Annotated in this window: 16 protein-coding genes; 9 read left to right on the plus strand and 7 right to left on the minus strand. The window is 56.8% G+C overall.

From position 1 onward, the window contains the following. Nucleotides 1-87: 87 nt before the first annotated feature. Nucleotides 88-618 (plus strand): disulfide bond formation protein DsbB, encoded by a 531-nt coding sequence (gene dsbB / locus AB1287_RS18035; protein WP_435618669.1) that lies wholly within the window; start codon nucleotides 88-90, stop codon nucleotides 616-618. Between the two features lie 130 nt (nucleotides 619-748). On the opposite strand, the gene AB1287_RS18040 is transcribed toward dsbB, so the two are convergent. Beyond that, nucleotides 749-1618 carry a siderophore-interacting protein gene (locus AB1287_RS18040; RefSeq protein ID WP_435618670.1) on the minus strand — a complete coding sequence of 290 codons (870 nt, stop codon included), beginning with the start codon at nucleotides 1616-1618 and terminating at the stop codon, nucleotides 749-751. 2 nt (nucleotides 1619-1620) lie between these two features. After that, the gene (locus tag AB1287_RS18045; RefSeq protein ID WP_312625904.1) at nucleotides 1621-2826 is read right to left on the minus strand and encodes an MFS transporter; all 1206 of its coding nucleotides are present in this window, start codon (nucleotides 2824-2826) and stop codon (nucleotides 1621-1623) included. A gap of 137 nt (nucleotides 2827-2963) precedes the next feature. Here AB1287_RS18045 and AB1287_RS18050 point away from each other — a divergent pair, with 137 nt between their 5' ends. Genes AB1287_RS18050 through AB1287_RS18070 form a run of 5 tightly spaced genes read left to right on the plus strand, consistent with a single transcriptional unit; the run spans nucleotide 2964 to nucleotide 10930 of the window. After that, nucleotides 2964-4706, plus strand: coding sequence for an IucA/IucC family siderophore biosynthesis protein (locus AB1287_RS18050; protein ID WP_435618671.1), 1743 nt, complete (start codon nucleotides 2964-2966; stop codon nucleotides 4704-4706). Continuing rightward, entirely contained in the window at nucleotides 4706-5653 is a 948-nt protein-coding gene (locus AB1287_RS18055; protein ID WP_435618672.1) for a GNAT family N-acetyltransferase, read from the plus strand. The genes AB1287_RS18050 and AB1287_RS18055 overlap by 1 nt, the downstream gene beginning before the upstream one ends. Then, nucleotides 5650-7395 carry an aerobactin synthase IucC gene (gene iucC, locus AB1287_RS18060; RefSeq protein ID WP_435618673.1) on the plus strand — a complete coding sequence of 582 codons (1746 nt, stop codon included), beginning with the start codon at nucleotides 5650-5652 and terminating at the stop codon, nucleotides 7393-7395. Before AB1287_RS18055 ends, iucC begins: the two co-directional genes overlap by 4 nt. Then, nucleotides 7392-8714 carry a lysine N(6)-hydroxylase/L-ornithine N(5)-oxygenase family protein gene (locus AB1287_RS18065; RefSeq protein ID WP_435618674.1) on the plus strand — a complete coding sequence of 441 codons (1323 nt, stop codon included), beginning with the start codon at nucleotides 7392-7394 and terminating at the stop codon, nucleotides 8712-8714. Before iucC ends, AB1287_RS18065 begins: the two co-directional genes overlap by 4 nt. Nucleotides 8715-8740: 26 nt before the next feature. After that, complete coding sequence (locus tag AB1287_RS18070; RefSeq protein WP_312625910.1) at nucleotides 8741-10930, plus strand: TonB-dependent siderophore receptor; 2190 nt, start codon at nucleotides 8741-8743, stop codon at nucleotides 10928-10930. Nucleotides 10931-10982: 52 nt separating this feature from the next. Here AB1287_RS18070 and AB1287_RS18075 read toward each other — a convergent pair whose 3' ends face one another. The 3 genes from AB1287_RS18075 to AB1287_RS18085 all read right to left on the minus strand — a co-directional run bounded on the left by AB1287_RS18075 (nucleotide 10983) and on the right by AB1287_RS18085 (nucleotide 12474). Beyond that, complete coding sequence (locus AB1287_RS18075) at nucleotides 10983-11426, minus strand: YcgN family cysteine cluster protein (protein ID WP_312625911.1); 444 nt, start codon at nucleotides 11424-11426, stop codon at nucleotides 10983-10985. 93 nt (nucleotides 11427-11519) lie between these two features. After that, nucleotides 11520-12179, minus strand: a complete 660-nt coding sequence (locus tag AB1287_RS18080; protein WP_312625913.1) for a fumarylacetoacetate hydrolase family protein — start codon at nucleotides 12177-12179, stop codon at nucleotides 11520-11522. A gap of 19 nt (nucleotides 12180-12198) precedes the next feature. Next, nucleotides 12199-12474 (minus strand): YcgL domain-containing protein, encoded by a 276-nt coding sequence (locus AB1287_RS18085; RefSeq protein WP_312625914.1) that lies wholly within the window; start codon nucleotides 12472-12474, stop codon nucleotides 12199-12201. Nucleotides 12475-12600: 126 nt separating this feature from the next. Here AB1287_RS18085 and minC point away from each other — a divergent pair, with 126 nt between their 5' ends. Genes minC through minE form a run of 3 tightly spaced genes read left to right on the plus strand, consistent with a single transcriptional unit; the run spans nucleotide 12601 to nucleotide 14407 of the window. After that, entirely contained in the window at nucleotides 12601-13299 is a 699-nt protein-coding gene (gene minC, locus AB1287_RS18090) for a septum site-determining protein MinC (RefSeq protein WP_435618675.1), read from the plus strand. Nucleotides 13300-13321: 22 nt separating this feature from the next. Next, complete coding sequence (gene minD, locus AB1287_RS18095; protein ID WP_097163774.1) at nucleotides 13322-14134, plus strand: septum site-determining protein MinD; 813 nt, start codon at nucleotides 13322-13324, stop codon at nucleotides 14132-14134. 3 nt (nucleotides 14135-14137) lie between these two features. Beyond that, nucleotides 14138-14407, plus strand: coding sequence for a cell division topological specificity factor MinE (minE, locus tag AB1287_RS18100; protein ID WP_312625917.1), 270 nt, complete (start codon nucleotides 14138-14140; stop codon nucleotides 14405-14407). A 227-nt stretch (nucleotides 14408-14634) separates the two neighbouring features. Here minE and rnd read toward each other — a convergent pair whose 3' ends face one another. Together rnd and fadD are read right to left on the minus strand one after the other, a co-directional pair. Then, a complete protein-coding gene (gene rnd / locus AB1287_RS18105; RefSeq protein ID WP_435618676.1) occupies nucleotides 14635-15762 on the minus strand; it encodes a ribonuclease D in 1128 nt (375 codons plus the stop codon). 73 nt (nucleotides 15763-15835) lie between these two features. After that, a complete protein-coding gene (gene fadD / locus AB1287_RS18110) occupies nucleotides 15836-17521 on the minus strand; it encodes a long-chain-fatty-acid--CoA ligase FadD (RefSeq protein WP_435618677.1) in 1686 nt (561 codons plus the stop codon). Nucleotides 17522-17682 lie beyond the last annotated feature (161 nt).

Here is a 17682-nt window from a genome sequence, read left to right on the forward strand (position 1 = left end):
TTTACGTAATAATTACGCTCCGCATAGTGGCGCGGTAAATGTTTTCGTTTACACTGCGGTGTCTTAGCATGTTCCAGGGAAATGATTATGTTGCGATTTTTAAACCAGTGCTCACGCGGTCGCGGAGCATGGTTATTGTTAGCGTTGGTCGCGTTTGCTTTAGAGATGGTTGCGCTCTGGTTTCAGCACGTGATGAAGCTGCAGCCGTGCGTGCTCTGCATCTACGAACGCTGCGCGCTGTTCGGCGTCATGGGTGCCGGGATTGTGGGGGCCATCGCGCCAAAAACGCCGCTGCGTTTTGCCGCCCTCGCCATCTGGATTTACAGCGCCGTTCGGGGTCTGCAGCTTTCATGGGAGCACACCATGATGCAGCTGCACCCGTCTCCGTTCCAGACCTGTGATTTTGCCGCGCGCTTCCCGACGTGGCTGCCGCTTAACAAATGGCTGCCGCAGGTGTTTGTCGCCAGCGGCGACTGCTCCGTGCGCCAGTGGTCATTCCTGTCGCTCGAAATGCCGCAGTGGCTGGTAGGGATTTTTGCCGCGTTTCTGATTGTGGCGCTGCTGGTGCTGATTGCCCAGCCGTTCAAACCGAAAAAGCGCGACCTGTTTGGGCGGTAATAAACAGCAAAAAGGCAACTTCGGTTGCCTTTTTTAATGTCTGCTCCCTCTCCCTGTGGGAGAGGGTCGGGGTGAGGGCATCAGGCCGCACACGTTAAAATGTGAAAACCTTCCTACGGGAAGGTTTTTTTTATGCCTTCCCCTGAGACCAGTAGGCCATAAAGCTCGCACAGTCGCGGTTTAACTTCTGCTTCTCAAGCAGCTCGCGGCGCAGTAACTTCACCACTCTGGATTCCGCTGCCACCCATGCCTGAAAGCCCGTCGCCGCCGTCGCCCTTTCCCACAAAAGCGTGTCACTCAGGCTCTGCTCATGCGTCGATTGTTCGCAGGTTTTCGCGTATTCCGGGATCTGCACTTGCTTTGCCACGGCGTGGAGTAAATCCTCATTTCGCTCCCGGGCGAGCCAGTGGATCTCCGCGAACGGAAACGCCTGGGTTTGTACATCTTCCGCCAGCGGCACCGAGAAAAAGGCCTGCACGCGCGGCGGTTCAGCCTTTTTGGCGAGTTGCTCGAGAATGCCAATCGCCGCAGGCAGCGCCGTCTCATCGGCAATCAGCAGCGCCTGGCGCACGCTGTCGCTGTCTAACCATTCATAGCCGCCGCTGTCTTCCGGCGATGCTGCATTCGGTGCCACCAGCTGTATAGCATCACCGGGACGGGCGTACGTGGCCCAGCGCGATGCCGGGCCGCCGTCGCCGTGCAACACAAACTCAACGTCAACCTCAAGCTCGGCGGCGCGCAAAGCTCGCAGCGTGTAGGTGCGCATTACCGGGCGCTGCTCCTTCGGCAGGGCAAGGTAATCCTGATACCAGCTATCGCTCATTGCCATTTTGGCCGCCTTCCCGCCCTGCCCGTCAAACAGCAGTTTGATACGCTGATCCGGCGATTCATGCTTCATTTGCGCCACTTCGGGTCCAGTAAAAACGCAGCGCAGCAGCGAGGGTGAGACAGGAATGCGACGGGCAAGAGTGACGTTAAAAATACGGTAGCCAGCGGCCATAATCAGAACTCCGGGTCATTACGGCGACGCCAGAGCACCCCGCAGAGAAGAAGGAACAGCAAGGACAGCATCATTGCTGCGCCCAGCAGCATTGGCTCACCCAAAAGCGCAGTGACAGCAGGAACCATCAGCGCGCTGAGCCCGTAGCCCAGCGTATGACTGGTGGCGATAGCGCCTGCGCCTTTGCCAGTAGTCAGACGATCGTTGAGCAGCAGCTGGTAGCCGGGCGTTGCCATGGCCGAGCCGAGTGAAGTCACGATAATGCCGGTGTAAAGCGTGAACAGGCCGGGCAGCACCATCAGCAGCAAGCCTCCGCTCATTAACAATGCCGCTGCGCATAGCAAGTGCAGAGGACGTAAACGTTGCGGACGAACCACCAGAAACTGGGCCGCCAGCGTGCTTGCCGCCGCGAGGCTCAGCAGCAAAGCCACATGATGGCTGACCTGCATCGCGGAACCCGGGAAGATCGGCTGCAGGCGGGCTGAGAGGCCAATTTGCATCAGGCTGACGCTGCCCGCCAGCAGTAGTGCCAGCAGGAGATACGGCAGCATTGCGCGGCTAAGGTGAGCAGATTGCTTCGCCACCGGAGGCAGCGGCGGGTCGTTATCCTCCCGCGCGATCAGCAACAGTGCCAGTAAAGGCGCTACCGCCATCAGCCACAGCGGAGCCTGCGGATGCAAACCTAACGCTGCGGCGGCCAGCGGTGGCCCCAGAAGACGGCCGCAGCTTAAGCCGGAGCTGATTGTAGCAAGCGCTGACATACGTTTTTCCATCCCCCCACGCTGGATAGCCCAGGTTTGCACGGCTGGCACCATGCCGGAAACCGTCAGGCCATACAGACAGCGGGAGAGAATCAATCCGCACAGCCCAGGCCACAGGCCCACCGCACCCAGCGCCATCCCCCAGATCGTCAATGCCATGAGGGTGAAACTCGCCAGATAGCCCGTCAGGGCCGCCACCACCACAAATTTACAGCCGCGGATCTCGGCCTGCCGCCCCCACCACGGCGAACCGGGTAAAAACAGCATCGAGCCAAACATCAGCAGTCCCGCCCAGACGGAGAGCGACAGCCCGGTCATCGACACCAGCTGCGGCATCATCACCAACAAGCCATTCTGGCCAATCCCCAGCAACCCCGCGCACAGCGCCAGCGGCCACGCGGGTTTCAGGGAAATCACATCAGGGGCAACGCCCGAATTTGTACTCATAGGAATGTAAAATAACGCCAAAAAATGTGAGGAAATTATGAACTTAATGAAAACAAATATTGCAAAAATAGTTGCTTATGTAAATAGAATGCATATCATAACGATAATTATTATCAATTATGGAGTGAGAGAGAACGATGCGTTCCCCGTCCCGTCATGCCGGCACCGACGTTGCGGCTCAGTGCTTCCTGAATGCCTTGTTGCGTGAAACTCGCGACTGGCAGAAGCTGCCAGCAGAGCAACCGGGCGAGTCAGCCCGACTCCATTTTCCCCTCAACGATCGTCAGGCGATTCAACTGCCACTCCGCTATTTTTCCCCGACTCAGCATCATCAGTACCAGTTTCCTGCGCTGCTGATTGACACCGCCCACGATGAAAAACAGACGCTCACTTTTGATGAGCTCGTTACCAACGTGCTGAATAAACCGGGCGTGCGGGGTGAACTGAGTCAGGAGACGCTTGCTCAGTTCAGCGAGCGCGTCCTCGAGAGCCATCGACACACCTGGCAGGCCATCGATCTGCGCCACGACTGGGCGACCCTGCGCAGCGGGCCGCTCAATTTTGCTCAGGCTGAACAGGCGCTGCTGGTGGGACATGCTTTTCATCCGGCCCCCAAATCCCATGAGCCTTTTAGCGAAACCGAAGCCCGCCGCTACCTGCCGGATTTCGCCTCACGTTTCCCGTTGCGCTGGTTTGCCGTGGATAAAAAGCAGGTTGCTGGCGAGAGCCTGAACCTCTCCTTGCGCGATCGCCTGCTGCGTTTCGCCGCAGAAAACGCACCTGCGCTACTGCCCCATTTCAGCGACGAGCGCTGGCTGCTGCCCATGCATCCATGGCAGGCAGACTATTTGCTGACACAGGCCTGGTGCCAGCAGTTAGCTGAAAACGGCAGCCTGCTCGATCTGGGCGAAGCGGGTGAGAGCTGGCTGCCCACCAGCTCCTCGCGCTCCCTGTACTGCGAAAGCAGCCGGGACATGATCAAGTTCTCCCTGAGCGTGCGGCTGACCAACTCCGTACGTACCCTGTCGGTGAAAGAAGTGAAACGCGGTATGCGACTCGCGCGTCTTGCAAAAACGTCGCGCTGGCAGGCGTTACAGGCCCGCTACCCGACAATGCGGGTGATGCAGGAAGATGGCTGGGCAGGATTGCGCGATGCAAACGGCAACATTCAGGAAGAGAGCCTGATGGCGCTGCGTGTGAACCTGCTGTTTGACCAGCCGCAAACCCAGACCAATGTGCTGGTAAGTCTGACCCAGGCTGCGCCCGATGGCGGTGACAGCCTGCTTGCTGCCACTGTTCGTCGCCTGAGCCAGCGCCTGAATCTCTCTCTGGAAACAGCGTCGGATTGCTGGGTAGAGGCTTACTGCGAACGTGTGTTGCTGCCGCTGTTCAGCGCTGAGGCTGATTATGGACTGGTGCTGCTGGCCCACCAGCAAAATATTCTGGTTGAGATGCAGGAGGATTTGCCCGTCGGCCTGCTGTACCGTGACTGCCAGGGAAGCGCCTTTACCGAAAGTGCGCGCGACTGGCTGGCGGAAGAGAATGAGCTGGAGGCGGAAAACCGCTTTAGCGAAGCCCAACTGCTGCGCTACTTCCCCTACTACCTGTTGGTGAATTCCACCCTTGCCGTCACAGCGGCGCTCGCTGCTGCGGGCTTTGCCACGGAAGAGGCGCTGATGGCGCGGGTACGCGATGCCCTGTTTCGTCTGCGCCAGAGCGCCATGAATACCCGCTGCCTGGATTACGTTCTCGACAGTCCGGTGTGGAACTGTAAGGGCAACTTCTTCTGCTATCTCCACGATCACAACGAAAACACCATTGCCGATCCGGCGGTGATCTACTTCAACTTCAGCAACCCGTTTTACAAGGAGCAACCCTGATGCCGCACGCTCATCTCGTTCATGACGGCTATGGATTCCGCTGTACTCAGCTTGATACCCCGCTGTCATTGCAGCTTGGACTCGACGGCAGCGCCGTGCTGCTGCCTCCCGAAAACATACCCGACGGCTGGCTGATTCAGGCTCTCGATCAGCTTTTTGTCGCTGCACCAAAGCTGAGCGGTGTCACCTTGCCGTGGGCTCAGTGGCAACACAATGCACAGGCAAAAGCGCTGCTGAGCCAGGTTCAGAGCGATTACCTCTCCCGGGAAGCTTTCTGGCAGCTGCCGCTGTGGCTATGCGGCGAGCGTCCCACCGCGCGCACGGGAATGCAGTTTGATGAATCACGTCAGCTTTGCTTCCCGCAGCGTCCACTGCGGCCTGAGGGTGAGGTTTATCGCCGTTACGATCCGCAAATCAAACGCACGCTGAGCTTCCGCGTTGCGGATGTGGCGCGGGATGCCGAACGCTTTACCGCCTGGATGAATTCACCGCGGGTGAACGCATTCTGGGAGATGGCAGGCCCGCAGGCTGAGCAGGAAAACTATCTGCGCAAGCAGCTGGATTCCAGCTATTGCTATCCGCTGATTGGCTGCTTTGACGACCAGCCGTTCGGCTATTTTGAAATTTACTGGGCGGCAGAGGACCGGATTGGCCGTCACTATCGCTGGCAGCCTTTCGATCGCGGCCTGCATATGCTGGTCGGTGAAGAGCAATGGCGCGGCGCGCAGTATATTCGCAGCTGGCTGCGCGGACTCAGCCATTATCTCTACCTTGATGAGCCCCGTACTACGCGCGTGGTAGCAGAACCTCGCTATGACAACCAGCGCCTGTTCCGTCATCTGCCCGTAGCAGGCTTCAGTACGCTGAAAGAGTTCGATTTCCCGCACAAGCGTTCGCGTCTGGTGATGAGCGAGCGTGAGGCGTTTTTCCGCGAGGTCGGGCTATGAATTTGTCTCGCTGGGAACAGGTTAACCGCGAGATGGTGGCAAAAATTCTCGCGGAGCTGGAGTATGAGCGCACCCTGAACGCCGAACAAATAAGTGATGGTCAGTGGCGCATCAGGCTCGGGGACGAGCGCTGGCAGTTCAGCGCAAAGCGTGGGATCTGGGGCTGGCTGCATATCGACCCGCAAACGCTCAGCAATATCAGCGGCGAACCCATCGAGGCCGAGCGTGCCCTCCGTCAGCTTGCGCAGGTGCTTGGGATGAGTGATGCGCAAACCGCTGAACATCTTGAAGATCTCTATGCCACCCTGCGCGGTGACGTGCAGCTGCTGGAGGCCCGTAAAGGGCTGGATGCCGATGCGCTGATCGACCTGCCTGCGGATACCCTGCAATGCCTGCTGAGCGGTCATCCTAAATTTATCTTCAATAAAGGTCGCCGGGGCTGGGGCCTGGATGCGCTGCAGGCTTACGCTCCTGAATACTGCGGGCGTTTTCAACTTGTCTGGGTAGCCGTTCGTCGGGACAAGCTGGTATGGAGCAGCGATGTGGACTGCGACATCAGCAGCTTACTCGCCAGCGCCATGAACGACGGCGAACGTCAACGCTTTAACGCCTGCTGGCAGACCTTGCCCGATCCCGACGCCTGGCTGCCCGTGCCGCTCCATCCGTGGCAGTGGCAGCAGAAAATCGCCCTGCACTTTTTCCCGCATCTGGCTCGCGGCGACATTATCGAACTTGGTGAGTTCGGCGATGAGTATCTGGCTCAGCAGTCGCTGCGCACGCTGACGAACGCAAGCCGCCGTTCGGCGTACGATATCAAGCTGCCGCTGACCATCTATAACACCTCCTGCTATCGCGGCATTCCCGGCAAATACATTGCGGCCGGGCCGTTGGCTTCCCGCTGGCTACAGCAGCAATTTGCCGCCGACACCACGCTGACCGCGCTTGGCGCGCAGATCCTTGGCGAACCCGCTGCGGGCTATCTGACGCATCAGGGTTACGCCGCCCTGCCAAAAGCGCCCTATCGCTATCAGGAAATGCTTGGCGTTATCTGGCGTGAGAACCCTTCCTGCTATTTGCAGGAGGGTGAACAGGGCGTGCTGATGGCAGCATTGATGGAGTGTGACGAAAGCGGTCGCCCACTGATTGATGCCTGGATTGCCCGTTCCGGCCTGAGCGCGGAAGCCTGGCTCACGCAGATGTTCCGCGCCGTGGTGCTGCCGTTTTATCACCTGCTTTGCCGCTATGGCGTTGCGCTGATCGCCCACGGCCAGAACGTCACGCTGGTGATGAAAGACCATCTGCCGCAGCGCATTCTGCTGAAAGATTTCCAGGGCGATATGCGGCTGGTGGATCAAGAGTTCCCGGAAATGGCCTCGTTACCTGATGAGGTGAAACAAGTCACCGCCCGCCTGAGCGCCGACTACATCATTCATGATTTACAGACGGGCCATTTCGTCACGGTGCTGCGCTTTATTTCGCGCCTGACCGAACGCTGTGGCGTCAGTGAAACCCGCTTTTATCAGCTGCTGGCTGAGGTGTTGCAGGAGTACATGAGCCGCCATCCTCAGATGCAGGCGCGCTTCGACCTGTTTGATCTGTTTAAGCCGCAGATCATTCGCGTGATCCTCAACCCGGTCAAACTCACTTTCTCCGAACACGACGGCGGTAGCCGCATGCTGCCGACCTATCTCACCGATCTCGATAACCCGCTTTATTTTGCTACCAGGGAGCCCGCACAGTGAAAACCTATGATTTCATCGGCATTGGTATTGGCCCGTTCAATCTCAGCATCGCCGCGCTGGCAGACGGTCTTGAGGGATTCAGCACGCTGTTTCTTGAGCGTAAACCGCATTTTTCCTGGCACCCCGGAATGATGGTGCCCGACTGCCATATGCAGACGAGCTTCCTCAAGGATCTGGTCAGCGCGGTGAAACCCACCAGCCGCCACAGCTTCCTGAACTACCTGGTGCAGCGCAAGAAGTTCTACCGCTTCCTGACGACAGAGCTGCGCACCGTATCGCGGGAAGAGTTTGCTGATTACCTGTGCTGGGCGGCGGAAAACCTCAGCAACCTGGCGTTCAGCCAGCAGGTACAGCAGGTGCGCTACGACGAGCAGCAGGGCCTGTTTGAAATTACCACCCAGCGGGATCGCTTCCTGGCGCGCCATGTCTGCCTTGGCATCGGCAAGCAAGTTAATCTCCCCGCCTGCGTCAATGAGCAGAGCGATCGCTGCTTCCACGCCAGCGAAATGATGCTCCGCACGCCGGACTTAAGCGGCAAGCGCGTGACGGTAGTTGGCGGTGGCCAGAGCGGTGCCGATCTGTTCCTCAATATCTTCAGCGGCGAATGGGGACAGCCCGCGATGCTGAACTGGGTGTCACGGCGCAATAACTACAACGCGCTGGATGAGGCCGCTTTCGCGAATGAATATTTCACGCCGGAGTATCTGGAAAGCTTTGCCACCCTCGGGGAAGGCACTCGCGAACGGCTGCTGGCGGAGCAAAAAATGACCTCCGACGGCATTACGACCGAATCGCTGCTGGCTATCTACCGCGCTATGTATCACCGCTTTGAAGTGCTGCGTGAAAAACCCTGGGCGCGGCTGCTGCCTTCCCGTTCCGTGAGCCACGTAGCCAGCAGCGGTTCTGCTCAGCGCCTGACGCTGCACCACCATCTGGATCAAGGCGAAGAGCAGCTTGATTGCGACGTGGTGATTTTCGCCACGGGCTATCGCCCGGCGAACCCGGCCTTCCTCGCGCCGCTCGCGAAACAGCTACGCCTGAACGGCGATGAGTCGCTGCGGGTGAATACCGATTTCTCCCTTGACTGGAGCGGCCCGGCGGGTAACCGCCTGTACGCCGTCAATGCCGGGATGTGCAGTCTCGGCATCGCAGAACCCCAGCTCAGCCTGATGGCCTGGCGGGCCGCGCGCATTCTCAACAGCGCGCACCCCGATACGCCGTTTGAGCTGTCTGGCACCCCTGGCGTGATCCACTGGCGAAGCGACGCCAGCCGCGATACACGCGAGGTTCCTCAGGCCCTAAAAACCACTGAATACTGACACACACAATTGGGAAAATACTAACAATGAAGCGCGCTTGCCTTTGGGTTTTAAATCCTTGTTTACTGGCTATATTGTCTGCCTCTGCGTGGGCGGAAGAAGGAAAAGAAGAAACGGTCGTCGTGTCTGCCAGCCGTGCCAATCATGCGGTGGCGGATATGGCGCAAACGACCTGGGTGATTGAACAGGCAGATATTGAACAGCAGGTTCAGGGCGGGAAAGAGCTAAAAGACGTGCTCGCGCAGCTGATTCCAGGTATGGACGTCAGCAGCCAGGGGCGTACTAACTATGGTATGAACATGCGTGGCCGCTCGATGATGGTGATGGTGGACGGCGTGCGCCTGAACTCCTCACGCAGCGACAGCCGACAGCTCGACTCCATCGATCCGTTTAATATTTCACGCATCGAGGTTATCTCCGGCGCCACGTCACTGTACGGCGGCGGCAGTACCGGCGGACTGATTAACATCGTCACCAAAAAAGGCCAGCCGGACACCGAAGTGGAGTTCCAGACCGGGGCCAAAAGCGGCTTCACCAGCCATAACGATCATGATGAAAACGTGGCGGCCTCCGTCAGCGGCGGCAACGATAAGGCTTCAGGGCGCCTCTCCGTGGCGTATCAGCGCTACGGCGGCTGGTATGACGGCAACGGCGATGAGGTCATCATCGACAACACTCAGACCGGGCTACAGTATTCCGACCGCATCGACGTAATGGGCACCGGTACGCTGGACATTGACGATCACCAGCAGCTCCAGCTGACCACGCAGTACTTCAAAAGCCAGTCCGATGGCAAACACGGCCTGTTCCTTGGCGAGAACTTTTCGGCGGTGACCGGCGATGGCCGGGCGTATAACAAAGACAATCTCGACTCCGATCGTCTGCCGGGGACGGAGCGTCATCTTATTAACCTGCAATACTCCAACACTGACGTCTGGGGCCAGGAACTGGTGGCGCAGGTTTATTATCGTGACGAGAGCCTGACCTTCTACCCGTTCCCGACGTTGAGCAAGGGTCAGGTCACCAGTATTGGCGCTTCCCAGCAGAAAACCGATTTTTACGGCGGCAAGTTAACCCTCAACAGCAAGCCACTGGAGGATCTCAATCTGACCTGGGGCGTCGACGCCGATCATGAAACCTTCAATGCTAACCAGCAGTTCTTCGATTTGAACACGGCCGCAGCCAGCGGCGGGATGACGCTCGACAATGCTTACAACATTGGCCGCTATCCGGATTACAGCATCACGAACCTCGCCCCGTTCCTGCAGGCGAGCTATGACATCAGCGCTATTACCCTGAGCGGCGGCGTGCGCTATCAGTACACGGAAAATAAGGTCGACGATTTTATCGGCTACGCGCAGCAGCAGGCCATCGCTACCGGGAAAGCAACCTCAGCCGACGCGGTGCCCGGCGGCAAAACGGACTACAACAATCTACTGTTCAACGCCGGTATTCTTGGCCATCTGACCGACCGCCAGCAGCTATGGTTTAACTTCTCTCAGGGCTTTGAGATCCCGGATCTGGCGAAATATTACGGCTCCGGTAACTACACCCTGGCAAACGGACATTATCAGCTCAACAACAGCGTCAACGTGAATGACTCGAAGCTCGACGGCATTAAGGTCGACGCCTACGAGCTGGGCTGGCGATTCACCGGCGACAACCTGCGCACCCAGGTTGCGGCTTATTACTCGCTGTCCGACAAAACCATCAACATCAATAAATCTGACATGACCATCACCATGGATGATGACAAACGTCGGATCTACGGTGTTGAGGGCCAGGTCGATTACTACTTCAACGCCAGCGACTGGAGCCTTGGCTCCAACTTTAACGCCATCAAGTCGGAAACCCGCGAGAACGGCAAATGGGAAAAGCTGACGGTTGACAGCGCCAGCCCATCGAAGGTCAGCGCGTGGGTTAACTGGGCTCCGGGCGACTGGGGTTTACGCGTGCAGAGCACCCAGACGTTTGACGTTTCCGATGCCGACGGCAACAAAATTGACGGCTACAACACGGTAGACTTCCTCGGTAGCTACACCCTGCCGGTGGGTAAAGTCAGCTTCAGCGTCGAAAACCTGCTGGATAAGGAATACACCACCGTCTGGGGCCAACGCGCGCCGGGGCTTTACAGCCCGACGTATGGCGCACCAGGTCTGTACACCTATAAGGGCCGTGGCAGAACGTTTGGCCTGAACTACTCGGTACTCTTCTGATACAAAAAAGCCACCGCTAACTGCGGTGGCTTCTTCTGCATCCTGGCGGAAATTACCCCCGGCCAGGATGATTCATGATGTGATCTTCCCAGTCCACCACCTCAGACTCTTTCACCGCGATGTGGCGCACGGAAATACGTTCGCCGTGCATCGCCGCTTTCGATCCCGTCAGCAACGGATGCCACGCTGGCAGCGGTTTACCTTCTGCAAGCAGACGATAGGCGCAGGTGTGCGGCAGCCATTCGAAAGTCGGGAGATTATCGCGGGTCAATTTGATGCAGTCCGGTTCGTATTCGAAGCGGCGCTCGTAGTTGCGGCACTGGCAGGTTTTAATATTCAGCTGGCGGCAGGCGACGTTGGTGAAATAAATTTCGTCGCTGTCTTCGTCCATTAGCTTATGCAGGCAGCACTGGCCGCAGCCATCGCACAACGACTCCCACTCGGCGTCGGTCATTTGCTCAAGCGTTTTGCTCTGCCAGAAGGGTGTGTCGCTCATAAGAAAATCCGCCATTAAAAACCAAGGGCACCTTATAACCAGTCTGGCATGTGGATGCAAGTTTTGCCGCCCGATGGTGGCGGCAAAAGATGCTTACAGTACGCGGGTGGTAAGCGAATGACCGTTGAAGTTGACCTCCAGCTCGTCGCCGCTGGCGAGCGGGCCGACGCCTTCCGGCGTGCCGGTGAGGATCACATCCCCGCTTTTGAGGGTAAAGAAACGACTCATGTAGGCAATCAGCGGCACAATTTTGTGGATCATGTCTGAGGTGGAGCCCTGCTGGCGCACCTGACCGTTAATCTTCAGGCTGAGCGGCGTGTTTTGCGGATCGCCCTGGAAATCGCCTGCCGGAATAAAGCCGGAGATCGGGCAGGCATTATCAAAGCCTTTGGCTTTTTCCCACGGCTGGCCCGCTTTCTTCATTTTGCCTTGCAGGTCACGCAGCGTGAGATCCAGCGCCACGCCGTAGCCAGCAATTGCTTTTTGCACGTGCTCCTCAGAGGCCTGACGCAGCGTGCCACCAATCAACACCGCCAGCTCAACTTCATGATGCACCGAGCCAAAGCCTTCCGGCAGCACTAACGGCTGGCGAATATCACACAGCGCCGTTTCAGGTTTAATAAACAGCACCGGCTCTTCCGGCGTGGCGCTGCCCATCTCCTGAATATGTTTCGCGTAATTACTCCCTACACAAACCACTTTACTGACCGGGTAATCCAGTAACGCGCCCTGCCAGTGATGATGTTGATACATGCCTGCTCCTGTCGTTGCGTTATTGTTTTCCGCTCGCCTGGAGATGCTGCTTAAGTAAATTGTCCGGCGGAGGCGGCAGTTGCAAATAATAGCCTTGTTCAGTTAAGGCTTTTTTTACTTTTTCCAGATCGGCATTGGCTAATGTCTTACGCCCGTCCAGGGGCAGAATCATGGCCAGCTGCGGCTGGCCAAATCCCTGCATTAATTCAGCCGGTACGCGGGAGAAATCGTCTTTTTTTTCGACATATAAGTAGGTCTGGTCGCGCTTATTACTTTTGTAGATCACACAAAACATCACTTTTACTCTGATTTAGACGGTGGCGACTTGCCACTCTATATTAGTGACTATAACATGCCCTGTAGTCTTCGGAATATCACCGCAGCCGTGCGGCTGATAAATTGAAAATTGAGTAAGGCCAGGATGTCAAACACGCCCATCGAACTTAAAGGCAGTAGCTTCACGTTATCAGTGGTTCATTTGCACGAGGCAAAACCCGAGGTTATTCGTCAGGCGTTAGAAGACAAAATCGCCCAGGCTCCCGCTTTTCTGAAACACGCACCGGTGGTGGTCAATATCAGCAGTCTGGATAATGTGACCCAATGGAAACCATTGCAGCAGGCCATTTCCGCTACGGGCTTGCGCATTATGGGCGTCAGCGGCTGTAAAAACCCCCAACTGAAGGCCGAAATCGAACTGGCCGGCATTCCCTTACTGACTGAAGGGAAAGAAAAAGCTGTTCGGGCAGCCCCTGTTGAGCTCCCTTCTCCGGCACCAATTGCTACTCCCGTCACAAAAACGCGATTGATTGATACACCGGTTCGTTCCGGTCAGCGCATTTATGCACCAAACTGTGATCTGATTGTCACAAGTCATGTGAGTGCGGGCGCGGAGCTTATCGCCGACGGGAACATTCACATTTACGGCATGATGCGTGGACGCGCACTGGCGGGTGCCAGCGGTGACCGGGAAGCACAAATATTTTGTACCCACCTCGCGGCAGAGCTGGTGTCTATCGCGGGTGTTTACTGGCTGAGTGAAAACATCACCGCCGACTATTATGGCAAAGCGGTTCGTCTGCGTCTGGACGAAGCGGCTTTGGCAATTGAACCGTTAAACTGATCCCTTTTAACAAGGAATTTTTATGGCACGCATTATTGTTGTGACTTCGGGTAAAGGGGGCGTTGGCAAGACCACCTCCAGCGCGGCCATCGCTACTGGTTTGGCCCAGAAGGGAAAGAAGACAGTCGTTATCGACTTTGACATCGGCCTGCGTAACCTCGACCTGATCATGGGCTGTGAACGCCGCGTGGTTTATGATTTCGTGAATGTGATTCAGGGCGATGCCACGCTGAACCAGGCGCTGATTAAAGATAAGCGTACCGAAAATCTCTATATTCTCCCGGCTTCTCAGACTCGTGACAAAGACGCATTGACCTACGAAGGTGTGGAAAAGGTGCTCGAAGAGCTGAAGAAGATGGAATTCGACTTCATCGTCTGTGACTCTCCGGCGGGCATTGAAACCGGCGCGCTGATGGCGCTTTACTTCGCCGATGAAGCCGTGATTACCACTAACCCGGAAGTCTCTTCCGTTCGTGACTCCGACCGTATTCTGGGCATTCTGGCGTCAAAATCTCGCCGCGCCGAGAAAGGCGAAGATCCGATTAAAGAACATCTTCTGCTCACCCGCTACAATCCGGGCCGCGTCAGCAAAGGCGACATGCTGAGCATGGAAGATGTGCTGGAAATTCTGCGCATTAAACTGGTTGGCGTGATCCCGGAAGATCAGTCAGTCCTTCGCGCCTCTAACCAGGGTGAGCCGGTTATTCTGGATGCCGAAGCCGACGCAGGCAAAGCCTACGCCGACACGGTTGATCGTCTGCTGGGAGAAGAACGTCCTTTCCGCTTCATCGAAGAAGAGAAGAAAGGTTTCCTCAAACGCCTGTTCGGAGGATAAGTTATGGCATTACTCGACTTTTTTCTCTCACGAAAAAAGAACACCGCCAACATCGCGAAAGAACGTTTACAGATTATCGTCGCGGAACGCCGCCGCAGTGATGCAGAGCCACACTATCTGCCGCAGCTGCGTAAAGACATCCTGGAAGTGATCTGCAAATACATTCAGATTGACCCGGAAATGGTGACCGTTCAGCTGGAGCAAAAAGACGGGGATATCTCGATTCTTGAGCTCAACGTGACGCTTCCTGAAACGGAAGAATCAAAGTCCTGATGTGAAAACCCGCTTCGGCGGGTTTTTTATTGGATTCTGTATCCGGATCATTCCCCGGTGGCGCTTTGCTTATCGGGGCTACAGTCTCGGCCATAAACCGCAGGGCGGGCAAACGCAGCCCCCCGGCAATTGGTACAACTCTGTGGCCTGATACCCTCTTCCCTGCCCTTTCCCACAGGGAGAAGGGGCAAACACGAAAGCGCTTTTCTGAAAAAAGCACTGACTGTTTACCTGGGATAATTCGCCAGCAGCGCATTCAGGCGATCGGCCATCATGTCCCCACGCCAGCCCGCCACCAGCTCCGGCAAACCGTTTTGCGGCTTTAGCTTCCAGTGCCAGTTCAGCAGCTGGTTAATCTGGCGACGGGAAGCCAGCAGCTCCGCGCTGACGCCCTTCTCTTTGCTGACATCCTGCACCAGCGCTTTGATCTCTTTAAACAGCGTGCGGTAGCCCGGCATATCCATCAGGTTTAGCAACGGCTCAGGGAGTGCCTCTTCCGGCAGCGCTTTAGCCTTCTCAACCAGGCTCAGCAGCGTTTTACCGTGGAAGCGAATTTCACTGCCTGAAAGCCCAAGGCTGTCGAGTTCGCCCATACTACCCGGCATGTAGCGAGCCACGCTCCAGAGATGCTCTTCACGTACCACGAAATTGACTGCCATATTACGCTCGCGGGCTTTACGCAGACGCCAGTCTGCCAGAAGCTGTAAACAAGCCAACTGGCGGGTACGCAGCTGCCAGGCGTTGGTGATATCGCGCCAGGCGTCCGCCGGATCAACCACTTCCTGACGGCGCTGCTGCATCAGGCGGCATTCGTCGAGCGCCGCCGGCAGCCAGCCGCTGGAGTCAGCTTCCGCCAGCAGTTTTTTAGCAATCGGCAACAGATACCAGACATCCGCCGCCGCATAGTCGCACTGGCGCTCGGTCAACGGACGCGCCAGCCAGTCGGTGCGGGACTCGCTTTTATCGAGCGCAATGCCGGTGTACTCCTCAACCATCGCCGCAAAACCCCACGACAGCGGGCGGCCGCTGAATGCCGCCAGAATCTGGGTATCAATAAGCGGTTCCGGTAATTCTCCAAAAGTATTCAGAAACACTTCAAGATCTTCACTGCCGGCATGCAAATATTTGGTGACCGTTTTCTCACGCATCAACGCTTTGAACGGTGCCCAGTCGGTGATGGTCAGCGGGTCGATCAGCACCACCGTCTTGCCGTCGAACATCTGAATCAGGCCCAGCTGCGGATAATAGGTACGGGTGCGGACAAATTCGGTGTCCAGCGCAATGGCGGGTACGTTGCGGGCCTCATCACAGGCGGTCCTGAGCGCAGCGTCCTCGGTGATCATCTGATAATTCAATCTGTATTCTCTATGGTTTGCGCCCATAAAAAACGCCGGCTTAACCGGCGTCTGAAGGCGACTCACGCGTAGTTCAGGCTTTATTGTCCACTTTAGCGCGCGCTTCGTCACGCAGTTCTCGTCGCAAAATTTTTCCAACGTTCGATTTTGGCAGCTCATCACGGAACTCAACCAGCTTCGGCACCTTGTATCCGGTCAGATGACGGCGGCAGAAGGTGATCAGTGCCTCATCGGTCAGCGACGAGTCTTTTTTCACCACGAAGATCTTCACCGCTTCACCACTGCTGCCGGACGGTACGCCAACGGCGGCCACTTCCTGCACGCCGGAATGCTGCATCACCACGTCTTCGATCTCATTTGGATAAACGTTGAAGCCGGACACCAGAATCATGTCTTTTTTACGATCGACAATCTTCAGGAAGCCCTCTTCGTCCATCACTGCGATGTCACCCGTATGCAGCCAGCCGTCTTTGATGATTTCATCGGTGGCATCCGGGCGCTGCCAGTAGCCCAGCATCACCTGCGGTCCTTTGACGCAAAGTTCACCCGGTTCGCCCGGTGGCACTTCGTTATTATCGTCGTCCACCAGCTTCACTTCCGTGGACGGCACCGGCAGGCCAATGCTGCCGCTGTGATAATCAATATCGTGCGGGTTAACGCTCACCAGCGGCGCGCACTCGGTCAGGCCATAGCCTTCCAGCAGATAGCGGCCGGTCAGTTTAACCCAACGTTCGGCCACCGCCTGCTGTACCGGCATCCCGCCGCCTGCGGAGAGACGCAGCGAGGAGAAATCGAGCTGCTGAAACTCTTTGTTATTCAGCAGCGCGTTAAACAGCGTATTCACACCGGTCATCGCGGTGAACGGGTATTTTGCCAGCTCTTTCACCAGACCCGGAATATCACGCGGGTTAGTAATAAGCAGGTTTTGTCCACCGAGTTCAATAAACAGCAGGCAGTTCATGGTCAGCGCAAAAATGTGGTACAGCGGCAACGCGGTGACTACCAGCTCTTTGCCCGGCTGGAACAGCGGACCGTAGGTAGCATGTACCTGCGCGAGGTTCGCCAGCATGTTGCGATGTGTCAGCATTGCGCCCTTCGCCACGCCGGTGGTGCCGCCCGTGTATTGCAGGAATGCCAGATCTTCCGTCACCACTTCCGGTTTGATGTACTGCATACGGTAGCCCTGCTGGAGGGCACGACGGAAGGAGATGGCGTCCGGCAGATGGTACTTCGGCACCAGGCGTTTAACGTATTTGACGACAAAGTTAACCAACGTGCCTTTTGCCGTGGAGAGCTGGTCGCCCATGCGCGTAAGAATAACGTGCCGAACCTGGGTTTTCCCGACCACTTTTTCCAGGGTATGGGCAAAGTTGGAGACGATCACAATCGCGCTGGCGCCGCTGTCGTTGAGCTGATGCTCCAGTTCGCGTGGCGTATACAGCGGGTTGACGTTCACCACGATCATGCCGGCGCGCAAAATACCGAACAGCGCAACGGGATATTGCAGCAGATTGGGCATCATCAGCGCGACGCGGTCGCCCTTTTTCAGCCCCAGGCCCTGCTGGAGATAAGCGGCGAAGGCGCGGCTGCGCTCCTCGAGCTTGCGGAAGGTCATCACTTCGCCCATGTTCACGAACGCGGGCTGATCGGCGAAACGGGTTGTCGCCTGTTCAAACAGATCTACCAGGGATTGATAGCGGTCAGGATCGATCTCCGCCGGGACATCGGCGGGATAACGGTTAAGCCAAACCTTTTTCAATGCATCACCTCTGAAATGAGAATTCGTCGTCATCACAACCCCTGTTAATAAACAAGTCATTAACAACATATTAACTTATCGTACCAGTTTATTAATTAATCGGATTTAAGGTTGCGAAGCGTGTCACTATTTATTTTTCTTATGAACGGGAGTCCTGCCCG

The sequence above is a fragment of the Scandinavium sp. UTDF21-P1B genome, assembly GCF_040750395.1.
In the GTDB taxonomy this organism is placed as follows: Bacteria; Pseudomonadota; Gammaproteobacteria; order Enterobacterales; family Enterobacteriaceae; genus Scandinavium.

Bases quoted from the DNA above. Each gene is read 5' to 3' on its own strand.
- AB1287_RS18050 (WP_435618671.1), top strand. From the start codon at position 2,964: ATGCGTTCCCCGTCCCGTCATGCCGGCACCGACGTTGCGGCTCAGTGC.
- AB1287_RS18080 (WP_312625913.1), bottom strand. From the start codon at position 12,179: ATGTATCAACATCATCACTGGCAGGGCGCGTTACTGGATTACCCGGTC.
- iucC (WP_435618673.1), top strand. From the start codon at position 5,650: ATGAATTTGTCTCGCTGGGAACAGGTTAACCGCGAGATGGTGGCAAAA.
- AB1287_RS18075 (WP_312625911.1), bottom strand. From the start codon at position 11,426: ATGAGCGACACACCCTTCTGGCAGAGCAAAACGCTTGAGCAAATGACC.
- AB1287_RS18045 (WP_312625904.1), bottom strand. From the start codon at position 2,826: ATGAGTACAAATTCGGGCGTTGCCCCTGATGTGATTTCCCTGAAACCC.
- AB1287_RS18040 (WP_435618670.1), bottom strand. From the start codon at position 1,618: ATGGCCGCTGGCTACCGTATTTTTAACGTCACTCTTGCCCGTCGCATT.
- dsbB (WP_435618669.1), top strand. From the start codon at position 88: ATGTTGCGATTTTTAAACCAGTGCTCACGCGGTCGCGGAGCATGGTTA.
- minD (WP_097163774.1), top strand. From the start codon at position 13,322: ATGGCACGCATTATTGTTGTGACTTCGGGTAAAGGGGGCGTTGGCAAG.
- minE (WP_312625917.1), top strand. From the start codon at position 14,138: ATGGCATTACTCGACTTTTTTCTCTCACGAAAAAAGAACACCGCCAAC.
- AB1287_RS18085 (WP_312625914.1), bottom strand. From the start codon at position 12,474: ATGTTTTGTGTGATCTACAAAAGTAATAAGCGCGACCAGACCTACTTA.
- AB1287_RS18055 (WP_435618672.1), top strand. From the start codon at position 4,706: ATGCCGCACGCTCATCTCGTTCATGACGGCTATGGATTCCGCTGTACT.
- AB1287_RS18070 (WP_312625910.1), top strand. From the start codon at position 8,741: ATGAAGCGCGCTTGCCTTTGGGTTTTAAATCCTTGTTTACTGGCTATA.
- minC (WP_435618675.1), top strand. From the start codon at position 12,601: ATGTCAAACACGCCCATCGAACTTAAAGGCAGTAGCTTCACGTTATCA.